Origin of the sequence: Thiohalorhabdus sp. Cl-TMA, assembly GCF_041821045.1 — a bacterium.
GTDB lineage: Bacteria > Pseudomonadota > Gammaproteobacteria > Thiohalorhabdales > Thiohalorhabdaceae > Thiohalorhabdus > Thiohalorhabdus methylotropha.
The window spans coordinates 243,351-258,976 of record NZ_JBGUAW010000002.1 but is presented as its reverse complement, the minus strand read 5'-3'; the positions used below and the strand labels follow the sequence as shown (position 1 = coordinate 258,976).

Below are 15,626 nucleotides of genomic sequence, written 5' to 3'. Positions count from 1 at the left end.
TTGGTTGATTAGCAAACTCGAATATACGATTTTCCGGGGGGCATTCCCCCTTGTCAAAACGGGAATGCCCCCTCTTCCGCTGCCGTCCAACCGGGTCAGTCTCCGGCCGCCACGCGGCGCAGAATGCGCTCCGTATCCCCGGGGGCATCCATGATGTTGGAAAAGGTGGCCATACTCAGCTCCGGCCAGGACAGGGCGATCCGGTACCGGCCGTGGAGCATGTAGACCGTGCCCCCCACCACGTAAAGCTCGTAGGGCAGGGCCGCCACATGGCGCCGGACCAGCTCGGGGTACCAGCTGGGCGTGCCGTGATCGGGGTCGTTCATGGCCACGCCGAGCACCGCCTGCTCCTCGTCGGACAGCACCACCTCGTAGACCTTCTCCGTTTCCGCCACGCCGCGCCGCAGATTGGCCCGCACGGTCCGGAGCGCCGTGTGGAAATCCGCGTGCTCCGCGAGCGTGACCCGATCCTCGAAATAGGGCATGAAGAGCATGTAGTGGTAGTGGGACAGCTCCTCCACCGCGCCGCCGAAGGGCGCACCGGAGGCCTCGCCGAGTCCGCCCAGGGTTTCCTGCAGCCGTTGCCCGGCATCCCGGACCTCATCCCGCACCTCCGGATAGGCCTCCTGGAAATAGGCCTGGTAGAGATACGCGGGGTTCACGTAGCTCACCTCCACCCCGCCGTCCCGGGAGCGAAGCAGGCCGATCCGGAGACCCGCCCCGGCGATGGGGTGGCCGCCGCGCCCGGTCTCCGGATGGCTTCCGATGGCACGCAGCAGGGCGGGGTCGGTGGCCACCACCACCGCCCGGTCCTTGCGGCCCATGGGGGAATAGCTCCCCGCCACCCGGAACCCGGCACCGCGCAGGGCGGTTTTCACTTCGGGAACCACCTCCGCCACTCCTCCGTCGGCCAGGTGGCTCGCCGCGATGTACGGGCGCTCCCCCGCCGCCACGAGCGGGGTCAGCAGTCCGACGAGCAGCACCGCGCCGAGTATGGACATGCTGCGCATGATCAATCCCTCCTTTTGCGTGGGTCCGTCCGGAAACGGGCCCGCAAACAAGAACCGGGGCGGCGTGGGCCGCCCCGGTCGGCCATCGAGCCCGCTCAGAAGCGGTAGCCCACGTTGATGCTGTAGGTCTCCTCCTCCAGGGCGATCTTCGCGTTGGAGTCCTCGGAGAACCCGGCGGCGCGGAAGGATTCGGGGATGTCCCCCTTGCCCTTCTCCTCGTTCTCGAAGGCCTTCATGAAAGCGAGGGAAACGTCCCAGTGGCGGTTGATCAGGTAGGTGGCCCCGAGGCTCAGATGGGTTTCCACCATGGCCGGGAAGATGGCGTTGGCGAACACATCCTCCTGGTCGATGGGTGTCTGGGAGTAGTTGAAGCCCGCCCGAAGCCGCAGACGGTCGGTGGCCGCGTAGTCCGCGCCCACGGCGTAGACGATCTGGTCATCCCAGCCCGGATCCAGGGCGGCCTCCCGGGCTCCCCCGGCCACCGGGCTGCCCGCCGGACTTACCACGTCGAAGCCGCCCGTGACAGCCAGATCGTCCAGGGTGGCCGACCAGTTGATCCACTTTACGTCCGCGGACACCTTGAGCCGCTCCACGGGCTGTACCTTGATGCCCAGGGCGGCCTGCTGCGGGTAGTCCAGGTCCATCTTGTAGGTGCCGCTGTTGGCGTAGACGAAGTTGCCCTTGCCGTTGGGGAATTGGTTGATATCGTCCACCGAGCCCCCGGCACCGTCACCGCTGAGCTGGAACTCCAGATCCTCGAAGGACTGCGGGCTCTTGTAGGAAAAGCCCACCGTGACCCGCTCGCTGACGTCATAGAGGAGCCCGGCGGAGATTCCGTAGCCGAAGGCGTTGGCGGTTCGGGCCAGGTTGAAGTTGGTGTCCAGGGCGTTGCCGCCGAACTGGCCGCTGATGCGCTCCTGGAAGGCCACCGACTGGTAATCGAGATTCAGGGAGATGCCCACTTTAAGGCGATCGCTCGCCCGCCAGGCCAGGGTGGGCGCCGCCTGCCAGAAGGCGATGTTGCTGTACCCGGTGAATTGCAGGTCGGTGTTCTGGGGCGGATTCACCACGAAGTCCGTCACCCCGTAGTCCACCCCCAGCCCGGAGGTCCCGTACATGCCTCCGCCGAAGTAGAAATCGGAGCCCTCCGAGACCGGCGCCGTCCAGCCGATGGCCGGCACGCCGTAGCTTTTCGCTTCACTGTCCTGCTTGTCGCCCCCGGTGGCGGTGAAATCGTTGTACCGGTCCGGCATGAACAGCTCCATGGAGAAATCCGCCCGGTTCCCGACCGCGGCCATGCCCGCCGGGTTGGTAATGGCGGTCATGGCGCTTCCCGGGTTGGCGGTGACCGCACCTCCCATGCCCTTCTGGTAGGCCCCCACGCCGATGAGCTGATAGCCGTTGGTGGCGTGGGCCGTGGTCGCGAGGCCGATGGCTCCCCACCCCGCAAGCGCGGCAGAGACAATTCGGTTGGTCCGCATTGGTTGCATCCTCCTTGTCAGGATTGCCCTTTTTTGCTCGTGCCGGTTGCTCGTGCCAAACAACCACCGACCTTGATACTACACGGACCACAACCCCAAAAATCACGATATTTTATTGTCCGAAAGAAAAATTAATCCTGTATATCAATATATTCTTTAAGTTGCTGTATTTCAGGGGAAATAACCGAACAAGAAAGAAAAATTCTCCCGAAACAATACCGACTTTTTTTCGGGAGATCCTTCTATATTTACCATTCTCTACAACTTCAATCGGGAATCTGCACCAAAAAAAAACGGCGGCCCGGAGGCCGCCGTTTTCCATCATTGGAGCGTCGATGCGCTATTCGTCGTCTTCCTCTTCCAGCTCGAAGCGGTTACGGATCTGCTCTCCCGCCATCTGCCGCCGGACGAGCTCCACGTCGGTCCCGTCCAGAGCGAAGGGAAAGGAGCGGATGTCGGTGGGCGGGGAGTCCCCGTAGGGCCGGTTGCAGGCGGAGACCTCCTCGTCGTCCTTACCCGGGCAGCCGCTGGTCTGGAAGGGCTTGCCGGAATTGATGACCCGCTCCAGATCCTCCTCGGGGTAGCCGAAGTCCTTGATGCGGCCCGCCTCGTCGAAGGTCATGTCGGCGTAGTGGCCTCCCCCGTAGTCGATCAGGAAGCGGCCGAGCTGCACGCGGCGCCACTGGTCCTGGGGCACCGCCTCCCAATCCTCCATGAGGCTGCCCTGCTCGGGGAAGAAGGCGAACATGTGGTTATGGCCGCCCAGATCCTTGATCCGCTGGGCCACCTCCATGGTCTCCTGCTCGGTCTCGCCCATGCCGGAGATCAGGTGGGCGCCGAACTTCTCGGGGCCGAAGATCTCGGCGGCCCATTCGATGGCGCGCCAATACTTCTCCCAGCGGTGGGGCGACTTCACGGTCTTGCCGCGGGTCTGCTCGAAGATCTCCGGAGTCACCGCGTCGAGTGCCACGGTGAAGATATCCGCGCCGTGGTCCTTGAACCGCTGGATGTCGTCCTTCCGCAGGGTGGTCGGGTTGGACAGGATGGAGACGGGAACGTGCGGAACCTCCGCTACCCAGCGATCCAGGATGGTGAAGGAATCCTCGTCGGAGTTGGGGTGCGTGATCATGGAGATGCACATGCGCTGGAAGGCGCCGCCGTCCTTGCCTTCCTTAACCCGCTCGATGACGTCCTCCAGCTTGGCCGTTGGCCAATCCACGCGGATGAAGTTGCGGTCGGCGTAATCCCGGTCCTCCTCGCGGTGCCGCGCCAGTCCGCAATAGGAGCAGTTGGCCCGGCAGCCTTCCGGGTAGGTGACCAGGAGATTCAGGCAGTGGGTGCAGCCCGTCCGGTACATCTGCCCGTCCATGAGCCCCAGCGAGATGGCCGCGGCGGTGGACATCTGGACATACTCGGGCGAGCGCATCTCCGGGGTCTTGGTAAACAGGTCCGGCTTGTAGAACTGGATCGGCGCTGCCGTCGGTTCACTCATCGGTGCCTCCTCGTGGATCTATCCGGCAGGCCCCGCGGGGCCCTCTCGGGGCGTGCGGTCATTACGCGACCGATACGTCGTGCAGTAGGTTTTCCGGCCCGGAGCCCGGCCCCTTACCGGGGCACGGCTTCCGGTGCTGCCTCCGCGCGACCGAAATACTCGGAAAAAGCGATCCAGCCGCGGCGATGGGGACCGTCGGCGTCCGCCGCCGGACTCCCCCAGATGCGCTCCAGCTCCTCGCGCCGTTCCACGCCCCGGGCAACGGAGGTCTCGAACTGGTCGCGCACGTCCTCCTCGAAATCCGCCAGCGCCTCGGCATCCCCATCCTCCAGGTAGTCCGCGGCGGCTTCTCCCGCGCGCTCCCCGGAGATCAGGGCCGCCGGGATGCCGGCACCGGTGATCGGATGGGTGAGCCCGGCGGCGTCCCCCACCAGCAGGATCGGTCCGGGATGCACCATGGGCCGCAGCCCGCCCACCGGAATGGAGCCTCCGGTGCGCCCGAGCAGGCGGTTCTCCACCAGCCCCCGCTCGGCCAGGTGGCCGATAAGGTCCGTGAGCGGGCCGCCCAGGTCCTCGCCGAAGCGCCGGTCCATGCCGAGGCCCACGTTGGCCACCTCCCCCTTGGGGAAGAGCCAGCCGTAGCCTCCGGGGAAATCCGGGGAGAGGAAGATGTCCGTGTCGGGGTAGGTATCTGCCAACGGCAGGGTGTGCTGACGGGTATGCACGGTCTTTTGCGCCGGCAGCCCGGCCGCTCGGGCCACCGGGGAATGGGGCCCGTCGGCGCCGATTACCACCCGCGCGGAGACCGTGGTTTCGCCGCCGGGCCCCTTCAGGCGCGCCTCGCCCGTTTCCGGGTCCAGGTGCAGGAGCCGGGTCTCGAGGCGCAGCTCGGCTCCGGCCGCGGCCGCCTCGTCGGCCACCGCGCGGTCCAGGTTGCCGCGATCGATCATGAGCCCCGGGAAATCGGAATCCTCGCGCTTCCCCGAGGGCAGGAAGGTCTTCATGCCGGTGATCTTCTGCACCAGCACGCCGGGCAGATTGCCGTGCCGGAGCATGGGATTGGGCAGGAACTCGGCACACTGCACGGGCTGGCCCACCACCTTGCGGCGATCCACAGCGAGCACCCGGCGGCCGCGGGCGGCGGCAGCCCGGGCCGCCGAGCCGCCACCTGGCCCCAGCCCCACGACCAGCACGTCGTAGACCGCCGCCGCGCTCAAGGGGTGGCCTCCCCTTGGCCGGAGGGTCTCAGCTCCGCCAGAGCATTCTGGACCGGCTTCAGGAAATCCTCGGGACCCAGCAGCAGCATCTCCACCTCGGAGCGCCGGAAGAAGTCCCGCACGGCCTCCTCCAGACGGACCATGGGCAGATTGCGCAGGGTGGACTCCAGGTCGAAGACCATTCGCTTGGGATTGACGAAGAAGTCGCCGCTGAAGGTGACGTGCTTGATCATGCCGCGGTCCGCCTCCACGGCCACCGCCGCCCGCACCAGGCCACCCTCGCTTCGATGGGTGGCCTCCACCACGGTGGCGTCCTCATCGCCCATCGGGGCATGGAGATGGATCCACTCCTCGTCCTCCATCTCTGCCAGCGTCTCGGGGAGCTTGTCCTGCTCCACCGCGTTCAGGTCTCCGGGCTCCAGGTCGATGCCGAGCTCCTCGGCAAAGCCGTCGGCCAGGCTCTGCTTCACCTCCGGCCAGGGGACCTCGCGCCCGCCGAGGACTTCCTTGACGGTGGTCAGCCGCTCGCCGATGTCGGCGATCTGCCGCTTGGAGAGCTTTTCCGGGGCCACGCGCAGGGCGCCCAGCATCTTCTCCAGCTCGGCGTCGATGAGCACGGTGCCCTGGAACACCACCGAGCTGCCGTCGAAGGCGCCGCCGGTTCCGGAGATCTTGCGGCCGTTCACCTCGATGTCGTTTCGGGGCCGGAAGTGGGCGTCCACGCCCAGGCGCTGCAGACCGCCCGCAGCGGCGCGGCAGATGCGCTCCGACAGGGCGGCCATGTCGCCGGTGCCGAGGAAGGCGCGGTCAAAATACAGCTCCCAGCCGAGGTGCAGGGGATCGAAGTAGATGGTGCCGCCGCCGGTGATGCGACGGTTCACGGCGATACCGTGCTCGGCGCAGAAGTCCTCCCACACCTCGTGCGCCACCTTCTGGTGGTAGCCCACCAGGACGCAGGGCTCGAAGCGCAGGAAGCGAAGGGTATTCGGGGAATGGCCCTCCTGGTGGCTCTCCAGGAGCACCTGGTCGAGGGCCATATTCTCCGCCGCGCCGCGCAGGCCCGTATCCAGGAGCCGCCAGGTGGGACGCTCCGCCACCGGGCCCTCCTAGGCCGTCTCGGCCACGGGGAGGATCTCCTCCCCGACAATGACGGAGCAGCAGGACGGCGTGGTGCGGTGCCGGATCCCCAGGGTGTCGGCCAGCTCCAGCATGCCGTCGGACGGGAAGGCGATTCCGTCCAGGCCCGCCATCACCGCATAGGTGTCGGTAACCACCCGCTGGGTACCGCCCGGCCGGGCGCAGCCCAACAGCACCGGGGTTTCGCCGCCCATGCGCTGGCGGGCGTCCATGAAGAAACGGCCCACCTCGTTGGGGTCCGGGACCTTGAAGGGCCGGTTGCTGGGGGCGAAATAGGGCTCGGTGACCACCAGGATCAGGGCATCCGGGCTATGGCGGGCGATCATCTCCAGGGCGTTGTACTCCCCCAGGAATTCGCCGTAGTGCAGGCCGAGCACGATATGCGGCACCACCTTCATGTCGGTCTTCACCAGCGCGGCGACGGACTTCTCGAAGTCCTCCACGGGCCGCTTCAGGTGATAGACCTTCTGCACCGTCTCCTGGGCGCCGATCACGTCCAGCATGGCCACGTCCACACCGGCCGCGTCCATCTCGGCGGCGTAATCGTCGTCCACCAGCGCCGTGTGCATGGCGATCTGGAAGTCCGGATACCGGTCCTTGAGCTTGCGGATGGTGGGAAAGTAGCGCGGGTAGTCGATAACGTTCTGGTGGTTGGAGCCGCCGGAAAGGAGCATGCCGCGCGCCCCGTCGGGGATGAACTCCTCCTCCACCAGCCGTTCCAGCTCCTCCGGAGTCTCCGCCGGCTGCATGCCCTCCAGGACCTTGGCCTTGCAGTGGTCGCACTGCAGCTTGCACCGGGGTCCCGTGACCGACACGGCCGGGAAGCGGTTCTTGCCGCAGCCGGCGATCTCGTCGGTCTCGAAATGCTTGAAGGAGGGAACGTAGAAATTGATATTCGGTGCGCGCTCCGCGGGCAGGCGGGTGAGGGTATCCTGCATCTCGCGGATGAGCCCGTGATCGAGGTCCAGATCCTCCAGGGCCTCTACTTGGCCAATGGCAGTCTGCCAGTCGAGCATTATCGGGTCGCCTCTCGGTCCCTAACCATCGGTGTACGGCTGGCCTCGTTGCGTCCGGCCCCCGGCGATGGGCTCACGGGAGCCCATCGCCGGGACCCGCGGGTCCCCGCTGCCGCACTCGCTGGAGGCGGGGAGGTCGGCCCCTTCCCCGCCCCGTCCCGACTAGCAGCCGTCGAAGCCGTCCGCGTCCATCTTCTTCTCGAACGCATCCAGGGCATCCTGGCCGGTGACCAGGTCGCCGGAATCGCCGTCCCAGTCGGCGGGGGTCAGCTTGGCCAGCCAGCCGTCGCCATAGGGATCACGGTTCACCAGGCTGGGGTCGTTGGCCACCTGGTCGTTGGTGGCGGTGACGTCCCCGGCCACGGGACTCTTCACCGGGCCCACCCACTTGCCGGACTCCACCGTGGCGGCGGACTTGTCCTTCTTGATGGACTTGCCTTCCTTCTTGGGGGTGTAGGCCACCAGATCACCGGCCAGGGCCGCGGCGAAGGCGGTCATCCCGATGGTGATGGACCCGTCGTCCTCTTTGCGCGCCCAGACGTTGTTCTCGACGTTGTAATAGAGGTCTTCCGGAATATTGCACCCGCGAACGGTCCCCATCGACAATCCTCCTATTAGGTACGGGGTAAGACCGGCCTCGGCCGGCATGCTCCAATGCTACTGCCTGTCTTCTATGCTCCCGGCGGAGGGGACGGCACCGCCACCCGCCTCCGCGTTCAGCCCCATCAGAAGGTGATGAGCTTGTCGCAGCTCAGAATGAGATCGGCCAGCCGCCCGGCGTTGGCCACCTCATCCACCTCGTCGATGAGCTCGCCGGGCTCCAGCTCGTACCCCGGAAGGGCGGGCTTGCATCCGATCAGCTCCACCCCCGAGCGCTTGGCTTCCTGCATGAACGTATGAATGTATTTACCGCCTTCCATGGCGGTCAATTTCTCCGGCACGCCCTTCTGCAGCAGGCGTACGCCTTCCATGGTAAAGAAGATTTTCACGTCACAGTCCATAGCCGCGAGCAGGGACCCCAGGTAGAACGGCGTGGCGCACCGCTGGGGGGTGCTCGGGCCGCTGGTCATCAGGAAGATGACCAGCTGATCTTCGGCCTCGTCGAAATCCATGGCCCAAACCCTCTAATAGGACCGGGTACCGCTCAGCGAATGTCCCGGCTGCATTCCCACCCTTCCTCCCGGGCGCGCCGGCAGAATTCCTCGCACGCCGGATCGCCGGTGAGCATCCCCGTCAGGGCGGACTCCACCCCGTTCACGGGCTCCACCACCGCGATGAACGCCTCGTAGGGCTCCAGGTTGAGGAGCGTCGGATCCTTCATGATCTCCTCGTTGGGCTCCACGATCACGCAGTCGAAGAAGTTGGGCACCGGACCGGCCCACTTGCCGGATTCCAGGGTCGCGATGGGCTTGTTGGCCGGACGCTTCGTGCCCGGCTTGCGGACGCGGGCATGAAGGATCTTTCCGGCAATGGACTGGGAGTAGTCGGTCATGCCCACCGTGAGGCTGCCGTCCTCCTCACGCCGGGCCCAGATCTGGAAGTCCGGGTCGTAATAGAGCTCCGGACGGATCTCGCAACCGTTGCACTCCATGAGCGCCCTCTAAAGACGCGAAAGGCGGTACCGCTCCCGAGCGGCCCGCCTTCCGGATTCCCGGGACCTACGCGACGCCTTTTTGCTTGAGCAGATCCATGGAGTCGCTGATGTTTTCATGGATGCCGAGCTTGCGCGGCGAGAGCCCCATGGCGAGACCGAGCAGCTGCGTGAAATAGATGATCTTCACGTTGGTCTCGATGCCGAACTCCTTCTCCGCCCGGATCTGGTGCATCTCCAGACCGGAATGGCAGGTGGGGCACTCGGTGGCGATCACCTCGGCGCCGGCGTCCTCCGCGGCCTGCAGAAGGTTGAGCACCAGCTGCGTGGAGGTATCGGCGTCGGACAACGTGTGGGCCCCGCCGCAGCAGGCGGTCTTCAGGGGGTATTCCACGTTCTCGGCGCCGGCGGACTCCAGCAGGTCGTCCATGAAATGGGGCCGGTAGGAGGATTCGCTGCCCGGTCCCTGGTCCTTCTCGGGGAAGATCTGCCGCGGCCGGGTGTACATGCAGCCGTAGTAGTTGGCGATCTTCATGCCGTTGAGGGACTTCTTGATCTTGGCCTTCATGCCCTCGGGGCCCAGCTCCTCCATGAACCACTCAAGGGCATGAACGGTACGCACGTCGCCGTTGTAGACCGGGTCGTCCGACTTCTTGGCGAGATCCTGGACGGTGCCCATGGTCTCTTCGTCGGTGGCGCACTCGTACTCGGCCTTCTTGAGGTTGTGGTAGCAGCCGTTGCACGGCGCCATCACGGTGTCGTAGCCCTGCTGCTCGGCCGCGATGGCCATGACCCGGGAGGACATGTAGGTCTGCAGCATGGGATGGACGTTCTTGGCCTCCATGGCGCCGCAGCAGCTCCAGTCGGAGACCTCCTCCATCTCCAGACCGAGGGCCTTCACCAGGGCCTTGGTGGACTTGTCGTAGGGACCGCCGGACCCCTCCAGGGCACAGCCCGGGTAGTAAGCGACTTTATTAGGCATGCTGCCTGGCCTCCTTCTGCTCCCGGATGTATTCGCGCAGCACCTCGCCGGTCTTGCCCCAGGACTTGGACTTCGGCCGGAACACCGAAGCAAGCCCCATGTGCATGAGGTGGCTGAAGGGCAAGTGCTTCACCATGCGCTTGCCCATTTCCACGATCCACTCCTGGAACAGGGACTGGTTGCTCTTCTTGTAGAAATTCTTCAGAACCTCGCCGTCCTCGATGCGACCGCGCTCGAGGATCTGCTCGGTGAACTCCTCGTCGAACAGCGTGGAGTTGGTGGTATCGGTGTACCCATTCTCCTCCAGCCAGTGTGCCGTGGCCTTCATCACCCCCTCGGGACGCACGTCCTTGGGGCAGATGTTGGTGCACTTGTTACAGGACACGCACTGCCAGATGATGTCCTTGTCCTTGAGGAGCTCGTCCTTGAGCCCGAGATTGATCAGGTAGATCCAATACCGCGGATTGAAGTCGGTATTCAGGGCGTACACGGTGCAGGAATTGGTGCAGGAGCCGCACTGCCAGCACCGGTGCACGTTCTCCGCCTGCGGCATGGCCGCGATCTCCTTGCGGAGCTCCGGATCGTAATCCGTGAGGTACCGCGGGCGGATCATGGTGTTCCAATGGCCGGAGACATCCACACCGTCAACGGTGAGGTCCTCCTCCTCCATTATGTTTTCGGCATCGATCAGAGACTTTTCATGAATCGCCATTACTGACTCCTAGCCAGGCCTCATCCGGCGCGTCGCCCCGTGGGCTCGACGAAACCGGGTAACCCCTTCAGCCCTCGGACTCGCCCTTGAGGCGGGACCGCCCCTTGAGCCGTTGCTCGTCGATCCCCAGCAGCTTGCGCACGTGCTCGCTGGGGTCCTCGCTGTTCGACCCGAAATCCGTTCGCAGCATGCCTTCCGCCATGGCCTTGATGTACTGGGCGTACACCTGGGCCAGCAAAAGGTCGGCCATCAGATCGAGGTCCCGATAGAACGCCTGGGCCTCCAGCTGCTCCCGTACCCAGTTGCGCAGGGTGAGGTACACCCCGGGATCGCTTCCGGTGGGCAGCTGGTTGATCTGGTCGCTGTACGGAACCAGCTCCCGCAGGGCCCCCGAATCCGTGCTCACGTCCCAGACCCAACGGCTCATGAGCGGATACCGCGCCGGGTCGTAGAAATGGAGGAGGTCGGCGGCCAGGTCGCGCCGCGCGCGGCACGCCTTTCCCTCGCAGGGCAGGGCCTCCACGAAGGCCTCCATCCGCTCCTCCACACTCCCCTTGCCGTGCAGCAGGTCGCTCACCAGGGCGCGGAAGTCGGAAACCTCCATTTCCCGCAGGAACGGCGCCAGCCGGCGACGGGCGGAGAACACCCGTTCCAGCACGGTGTCCCGCGCCTCCTCGTCCAGCTGGGCGAGCGCATCGGGCGCGAGCAGGCGGCCGAACAGCTCGCTCTTCATCTTGAGCGCGGCGACATAGCGCTCCACGCCGCCGTCCGACTCGAGATTCTCGAAGAGCTGGTGAAGCATCTGCTCGAACCGCTGGGGGCTGAGCTCAACCCCCAGCTCCGAAGGCTCGAGGGCCTCCCCGGACCCTTTAGCTTGCTTTCTTCTCAGCCACGCCATTGACGGTCGCTACCGCGCGCAGGGCCGCGGACTGGCCCTCGGCGACGCTGCTGTCGATATCGTTGGGCCCGGTGGCGGCGCCGGCCACGAACACCCCTTCGCGGGTGGTGCCCTGGGTGTTGGTGTACATCTCGGCCCGGGCGATGTAGCCATGCTCCTCCAGGCCGATGCCGAAGGTCTTGGAGATCTCCGGATTGTCGTCCTGGGGATCCATGCCGATGGCGTGGACCACCATGTCGAACGGGATGATGATGGGCCGCTTGACCAGGGTGTCCTCGCCCTTCACCAGCAGGCGGCCGTCCTCGGAGGTGGTAACCTCGGCGATCCGGGCCTTGACGAACTTGGTTTTGAACTCTTCCTGGGACTTCCAGTAGAACTTGTCCTCGTAGAGTCCGAAGGTGCGGATGTCCATGTAGTAGATGTAGACGTCCGTCTCCGGCGACAGCTCCTTGACCTCCATGGCCAGGTTGCAGGAGACCGTGCAGCAGATCTTGGAGCACCACTCGCGGCCGATCTGCCGGTCCCGGGAGCCTACGCACAGGAGAATCGCCACCCGCTCCGGGACGCGTCCGTCGGAGGGGCACTTCACCGCGCCGCTGCCCACCATCTGCTCCAGCTGGGTGGTGGTCACCACGTCCTCGTACATGCCGAAGCCCCACTCCGGCTTGTTGATGGAGTCGAAGTGGGTAAAGCCGGTGCCGAGCACCGTGGCGCCGCACTCCACGGTCTCGCCGTTGGAGAGCTTGGCGGTGAAGCTGCCGGGCTCGCCGTCGAACTGCTCCACCTTGGTGGAGGTGTAGACGGTCACGTTGTCGTCATCCTCCACCCGCTTGACCATGCGCCCGATGGCGTCCTTGGCCCATTCCCCGCTGGGAACCAGCTTGGCGTAGCCGGAAAGGATGGGAGCCCCGCCGAGGATGTCTTCCTTCTCCACCAGGGCGACCTTCTTGCCGGCGGTGCTGGCGGCGTTCGCCGCCGCCAGGCCAGCCGGACCGCCACCTACGACAAGAACGGTGTCGGACATTTAATTCGTGCCTCCGTACGCCAGTTCGGGGTTATAGAGATATTCGATATTGCCCTTCTCCACTTCCTTGAGGTAGGCCTCGAAATTGGCCTTGGCGTCGGCCCAGGAGATGCCCATCTTCTCGACGAGCTCCTCCACCGGGGAGGCGTGCCACTGCAGCTGCACGATCTTGAACGGGTCCGCGCCGCAGGCCAGGGCCGCCAGCTGAACCTCGGCGATGATGGGCATCTGATAGGGCTGGTTGTGCGCCTTACCGATCCACTGGTTCTTATCCATGGTGGTAATGCAGCCCGTATCGTTGCCGAGCATCACGTCGGCCTGGGCCTCCTCCTGCGCGACCTTGATCTTCCGGTCGATGGTGAAGGACCGGGTGAACTCGCGCTCGGAAATAATGTGCCGGAAACCGAAGCCGCAGCAGTCGTACCAGGTGGAGTAGTCGATCACCTGGGCGCCCAGGGCCTGGGCCATGGCGGTGCCGATGGCGGTCCGGTTGCCGCCGAGGACGTTGGGGTCATAGACCGCGTCCTCGTGGATCATCTTGTAGTAGTGGCAGGCGACGTGCATCGTCACCCGGATGTTGCTCATGTCGATGGTCTGCAGCTCCGAGGCGATGCGGTTGCGCATCACGTGCACCCACTCGGAGTAGTGCACCACCTCCTCCGGGATCACCAGCTTGCCGTCCACGGTCCGGCCCAGCTTGTCGAGGATCTTGGTGACCTTCTCGCGCAGCTCGGCGGATTCGATGAGGTACTTGCGGATCTCCTTGTAGTTGCCGAAGGAGGTGCCGCAGTGCACCAGCGGGAAGAAGTGCCCGTCGTCGTAGCCGTGCTGCTTGCCGGAGACGTAGGCCTGATGGAAGTTGCGCAGGAACACCGCCGCCAGGGATTCCACGTTGCCGATGCCGGAGCCGTGGTAGTTCCAGGCGGTGCAGGAGGTCTGGTCCGTCTCGTCCAGGTAGTCCTTGCCCGGCTCCATGCCCAGATTGTTCATGAGCCACAGGAGGCTGGCGGGATACCCGGGGATGTTGCCGCACTGGCCGCAGGACTTGTGATGCCAGAGCTGCCGGGTCGGGACCTTCTTGTTCCAGCCATAGAGGGTCTCGACGTCGATGGGCTCGTGGTCATCGGTAATGCGGTGGACGATGATCTCGCCGTCCTTCTCGAGCTCCCACATGTGCTCGCGGATATCGTCCACGCGCTCTTCATTCTGGTATCGGCGCTTGTCCACCTCCTTGCGGACCCACTCGGTGGCCGCCTGGGCCTCCTGCGGGGACAGGTCGGTGGGCTGGAAGAAGGATCCGTGCCCGGCGATGCCGCCCTGATCGGGAGTATTTTGATCGGCCATGGTTGCTCTCCTGTATATTCGGAAGCAGCTACTCGGAGCGACGACTAACCGGAATTAGTCCTCTTCCTGCTCCTCGAGCCAGTCCTCGTAGTCCTCGCGCTTCTCGTCGATGAAGTCCTCGATCACGTCGAAGAGGTTCTCGTCCATCGTTTCCAGGGAGGACAGCACGCCCGTCATCTCCCAGATGGTGTACATCTCGACGGAGGTCTTCAGGCTTACCTCCCAAGCAGTCTCCACCGTCTGGAGGGTCTTCACGGGGATGGCGTTCCGGAGGGTCTGCAGATCCCCCTCCACCTTCTGGATATTGGGACCCCAGTCGGGAAAGGCGTCCGGCTGGATCATGTCGGGGGAAAGCTGGTTGCCGGTGGTGATGAGCTTGAGCATCACCCGGCCGAAGGGCCGCAGCACCTGCTTGGCGGACTCGAAACCGTGCTTGATGGCCACCTCGCGCATGATCATGACCAGTCCACCGGGACTGTTGCGGAAGGGGCACCGCGCCGCGCAGGTCATGCACTGGGCGCAGGCCCAGATCTTTTCCTGCATGGCGTTGTAGACCTGCTCCACGTTCTCGGTCCACAGCAGCTGGACGATCTCCCGCGGGGAGTAGTCGTAGAAGTGCGCGGAGGGGCAAGTGGCGGTGCAAATGCCGCAGTTCAGGCAACCGTTGAGCTCATGGTCGTAACGGAAGTCCTGGGTGATCTCGTTGAATATATCCTGCATCTCGGCGTAAGTAGCCATCGCCTCCACTCCTGATTGGTGGTGATCCTGCAGCCGGAACCGCCCGCGCAAGGGCTCCGGAACCCGACCAAAAAAGTCGGACTTATCGCCGCCCTACCGCTTTGACTCCCGGACGAAACGGCATGCTTCCGGGCGGATTCCCGGCTCTTCCCCGTCTAGATGAACAGGGAAATATCCGATCCACCCGCAAACTCGAAGAAGGTCGCCGCGCCGCCGTAATCGATTCCGTCGATGAAATCTTTCGGGTTGTAATCAAACAGATCGACGGTCATCTGACAGGCGATCATGGTGACCTCGGCCTCCTGGCACAGATCGCGGAGATCCTCCAGGCTGGCCACCCCCTTTGCTTTCATCTTTTTCTTCATCATCGAGGTCGCCATCGCCTCCATGCCCGGAAGCACTTGCACCAGATTGGGAATGGGCATGGGCATCGGCATGGCCGGATTGCCCAGCGGGCTGACCTTGATGTCGCTGATGTCCTTCTTCAGCAGGTTGAGTCCGTAAAAGGTAAAAAATATCTGTGTCTCGTAGCCCAATGCCGCCGCGGTGGACGCCAGGATGAAGGGCGGATAGGCCCAGTCCAGCGTTCCTTTCGTGGCGATAATGGCGAGCTTCTTGTCATCGGCCATAGCAGTGTTCCCCTCCCCCGGAACAAAAAAGAGAGCGCGTAGCCGCGCCCCCTTTCGGTTATCACGCCTTCTTCAGGAAGAAGGTGTACTCGCCATTGTTCTCGCTATGCTCCAGCAGTTCGTCGCCGGACTGGCTGGCATAGGCTTCAAAGTCCTTCACGGCACCCGGATCGGTGGCCAGGATCTTGAGGACCTCGCCGGAGCCCATGTCCTTCAGCGCCTTCTTGGTCCGCAGGATCGGCAGCGGGCAATTCAGACCGCGGGCGTCCAGTTCCTGATTCGCTTCCGGCATTCGCCATCCCTCCTGGTGAAAGCGGTGAGCCCTAAATGTCAGAGAGAATGGGCCAGGTGTACC

The 15,626-nt window shown here is 64.6% G+C and carries 17 protein-coding genes; all 17 read right to left on the bottom strand.

Annotated features, from left to right (window positions below; all coding sequences use genetic code 11):
* Nucleotides 1–95: 95 nt before the first annotated feature.
* The 17 genes from ACERLL_RS03495 to ACERLL_RS03415 all read right to left on the bottom strand — a co-directional run bounded on the left by ACERLL_RS03495 (nucleotide 96) and on the right by ACERLL_RS03415 (nucleotide 15,563).
* On the bottom strand, nucleotides 96–1,010 hold the full coding sequence (locus tag ACERLL_RS03495) for a hypothetical protein (RefSeq protein WP_373654671.1): 915 nt from the start codon (nucleotides 1,008–1,010) through the stop codon (nucleotides 96–98).
* Nucleotides 1,011–1,105: 95 nt separating this feature from the next.
* Complete coding sequence (locus ACERLL_RS03490; RefSeq protein ID WP_373654670.1) at nucleotides 1,106–2,491, bottom strand: OmpP1/FadL family transporter; 1,386 nt, start codon at nucleotides 2,489–2,491, stop codon at nucleotides 1,106–1,108.
* A gap of 340 nt (nucleotides 2,492–2,831) precedes the next feature.
* Nucleotides 2,832–3,983: a radical SAM protein gene (locus ACERLL_RS03485; protein ID WP_373654669.1), complete on the bottom strand. Its 1,152-nt coding sequence runs from the start codon at nucleotides 3,981–3,983 to the stop codon at nucleotides 2,832–2,834.
* A 113-nt stretch (nucleotides 3,984–4,096) separates the two neighbouring features.
* Nucleotides 4,097–5,200: an NAD(P)/FAD-dependent oxidoreductase gene (locus tag ACERLL_RS03480; RefSeq protein ID WP_373654668.1), complete on the bottom strand. Its 1,104-nt coding sequence runs from the start codon at nucleotides 5,198–5,200 to the stop codon at nucleotides 4,097–4,099.
* Entirely contained in the window at nucleotides 5,197–6,297 is a 1,101-nt protein-coding gene (locus ACERLL_RS03475) for a lipoyl protein ligase domain-containing protein (RefSeq protein WP_373654667.1), read from the bottom strand. Before ACERLL_RS03475 ends, ACERLL_RS03480 begins: the two co-directional genes overlap by 4 nt.
* A gap of 9 nt (nucleotides 6,298–6,306) precedes the next feature.
* On the bottom strand, nucleotides 6,307–7,353 hold the full coding sequence (locus ACERLL_RS03470; RefSeq protein WP_373654666.1) for a radical SAM protein: 1,047 nt from the start codon (nucleotides 7,351–7,353) through the stop codon (nucleotides 6,307–6,309).
* Between the two features lie 162 nt (nucleotides 7,354–7,515).
* Nucleotides 7,516–7,953, bottom strand: a complete 438-nt coding sequence (gene gcvH, locus ACERLL_RS03465; RefSeq protein WP_373654665.1) for a glycine cleavage system protein GcvH — start codon at nucleotides 7,951–7,953, stop codon at nucleotides 7,516–7,518.
* A gap of 125 nt (nucleotides 7,954–8,078) precedes the next feature.
* Complete coding sequence (locus ACERLL_RS03460; RefSeq protein WP_373654664.1) at nucleotides 8,079–8,465, bottom strand: DsrE family protein; 387 nt, start codon at nucleotides 8,463–8,465, stop codon at nucleotides 8,079–8,081.
* A 32-nt stretch (nucleotides 8,466–8,497) separates the two neighbouring features.
* Nucleotides 8,498–8,944 carry a biotin/lipoyl attachment domain-containing protein gene (locus tag ACERLL_RS03455; protein ID WP_373654663.1) on the bottom strand — a complete coding sequence of 149 codons (447 nt, stop codon included), beginning with the start codon at nucleotides 8,942–8,944 and terminating at the stop codon, nucleotides 8,498–8,500.
* A 67-nt stretch (nucleotides 8,945–9,011) separates the two neighbouring features.
* On the bottom strand, nucleotides 9,012–9,926 hold the full coding sequence (locus ACERLL_RS03450) for a CoB--CoM heterodisulfide reductase iron-sulfur subunit B family protein (protein ID WP_373654662.1): 915 nt from the start codon (nucleotides 9,924–9,926) through the stop codon (nucleotides 9,012–9,014).
* Entirely contained in the window at nucleotides 9,919–10,638 is a 720-nt protein-coding gene (locus ACERLL_RS03445; RefSeq protein ID WP_373654661.1) for a 4Fe-4S dicluster domain-containing protein, read from the bottom strand. Before ACERLL_RS03445 ends, ACERLL_RS03450 begins: the two co-directional genes overlap by 8 nt.
* Nucleotides 10,639–10,705: 67 nt before the next feature.
* Nucleotides 10,706–11,440 (bottom strand): hypothetical protein, encoded by a 735-nt coding sequence (locus ACERLL_RS03440; protein ID WP_373654660.1) that lies wholly within the window; start codon nucleotides 11,438–11,440, stop codon nucleotides 10,706–10,708.
* Between the two features lie 67 nt (nucleotides 11,441–11,507).
* Nucleotides 11,508–12,560, bottom strand: a complete 1,053-nt coding sequence (locus tag ACERLL_RS03435) for an FAD-dependent oxidoreductase (RefSeq protein WP_373654659.1) — start codon at nucleotides 12,558–12,560, stop codon at nucleotides 11,508–11,510.
* Nucleotides 12,561–13,904: a heterodisulfide reductase-related iron-sulfur binding cluster gene (locus tag ACERLL_RS03430; protein WP_373654658.1), complete on the bottom strand. Its 1,344-nt coding sequence runs from the start codon at nucleotides 13,902–13,904 to the stop codon at nucleotides 12,561–12,563.
* Nucleotides 13,905–13,958: 54 nt separating this feature from the next.
* Entirely contained in the window at nucleotides 13,959–14,624 is a 666-nt protein-coding gene (locus tag ACERLL_RS03425) for a 4Fe-4S dicluster domain-containing protein (RefSeq protein WP_373654842.1), read from the bottom strand.
* Between the two features lie 173 nt (nucleotides 14,625–14,797).
* A complete protein-coding gene (gene dsrE2, locus ACERLL_RS03420; protein WP_373654657.1) occupies nucleotides 14,798–15,271 on the bottom strand; it encodes a sulfur carrier protein DsrE2 in 474 nt (157 codons plus the stop codon).
* 61 nt (nucleotides 15,272–15,332) lie between these two features.
* Nucleotides 15,333–15,563 (bottom strand): sulfurtransferase TusA family protein, encoded by a 231-nt coding sequence (locus tag ACERLL_RS03415; protein WP_373654656.1) that lies wholly within the window; start codon nucleotides 15,561–15,563, stop codon nucleotides 15,333–15,335.
* Nucleotides 15,564–15,626 lie beyond the last annotated feature (63 nt).

Coding starts and splice junctions, on each gene's coding strand:
- ACERLL_RS03495 (WP_373654671.1), bottom strand. CDS start 1,010: ATGCGCAGCATGTCCATACTCGGCGCGGTGCTGCTCGTCGGACTGCTG.
- ACERLL_RS03490 (WP_373654670.1), bottom strand. CDS start 2,491: ATGCGGACCAACCGAATTGTCTCTGCCGCGCTTGCGGGGTGGGGAGCC.
- ACERLL_RS03485 (WP_373654669.1), bottom strand. CDS start 3,983: ATGAGTGAACCGACGGCAGCGCCGATCCAGTTCTACAAGCCGGACCTG.
- ACERLL_RS03470 (WP_373654666.1), bottom strand. CDS start 7,353: ATGCTCGACTGGCAGACTGCCATTGGCCAAGTAGAGGCCCTGGAGGAT.
- gcvH (WP_373654665.1), bottom strand. CDS start 7,953: ATGGGGACCGTTCGCGGGTGCAATATTCCGGAAGACCTCTATTACAAC.
- ACERLL_RS03460 (WP_373654664.1), bottom strand. CDS start 8,465: ATGGATTTCGACGAGGCCGAAGATCAGCTGGTCATCTTCCTGATGACC.
- ACERLL_RS03455 (WP_373654663.1), bottom strand. CDS start 8,944: ATGGAGTGCAACGGTTGCGAGATCCGTCCGGAGCTCTATTACGACCCG.
- ACERLL_RS03450 (WP_373654662.1), bottom strand. CDS start 9,926: ATGCCTAATAAAGTCGCTTACTACCCGGGCTGTGCCCTGGAGGGGTCC.
- ACERLL_RS03445 (WP_373654661.1), bottom strand. CDS start 10,638: ATGGCGATTCATGAAAAGTCTCTGATCGATGCCGAAAACATAATGGAG.
- ACERLL_RS03440 (WP_373654660.1), bottom strand. CDS start 11,440: ATGCTTCACCAGCTCTTCGAGAATCTCGAGTCGGACGGCGGCGTGGAG.
- ACERLL_RS03435 (WP_373654659.1), bottom strand. CDS start 12,560: ATGTCCGACACCGTTCTTGTCGTAGGTGGCGGTCCGGCTGGCCTGGCG.
- ACERLL_RS03430 (WP_373654658.1), bottom strand. CDS start 13,904: ATGGCCGATCAAAATACTCCCGATCAGGGCGGCATCGCCGGGCACGGA.
- ACERLL_RS03425 (WP_373654842.1), bottom strand. CDS start 14,624: ATGCAGGATATATTCAACGAGATCACCCAGGACTTCCGTTACGACCAT.
- dsrE2 (WP_373654657.1), bottom strand. CDS start 15,271: ATGGCCGATGACAAGAAGCTCGCCATTATCGCCACGAAAGGAACGCTG.
- ACERLL_RS03415 (WP_373654656.1), bottom strand. CDS start 15,563: ATGCCGGAAGCGAATCAGGAACTGGACGCCCGCGGTCTGAATTGCCCG.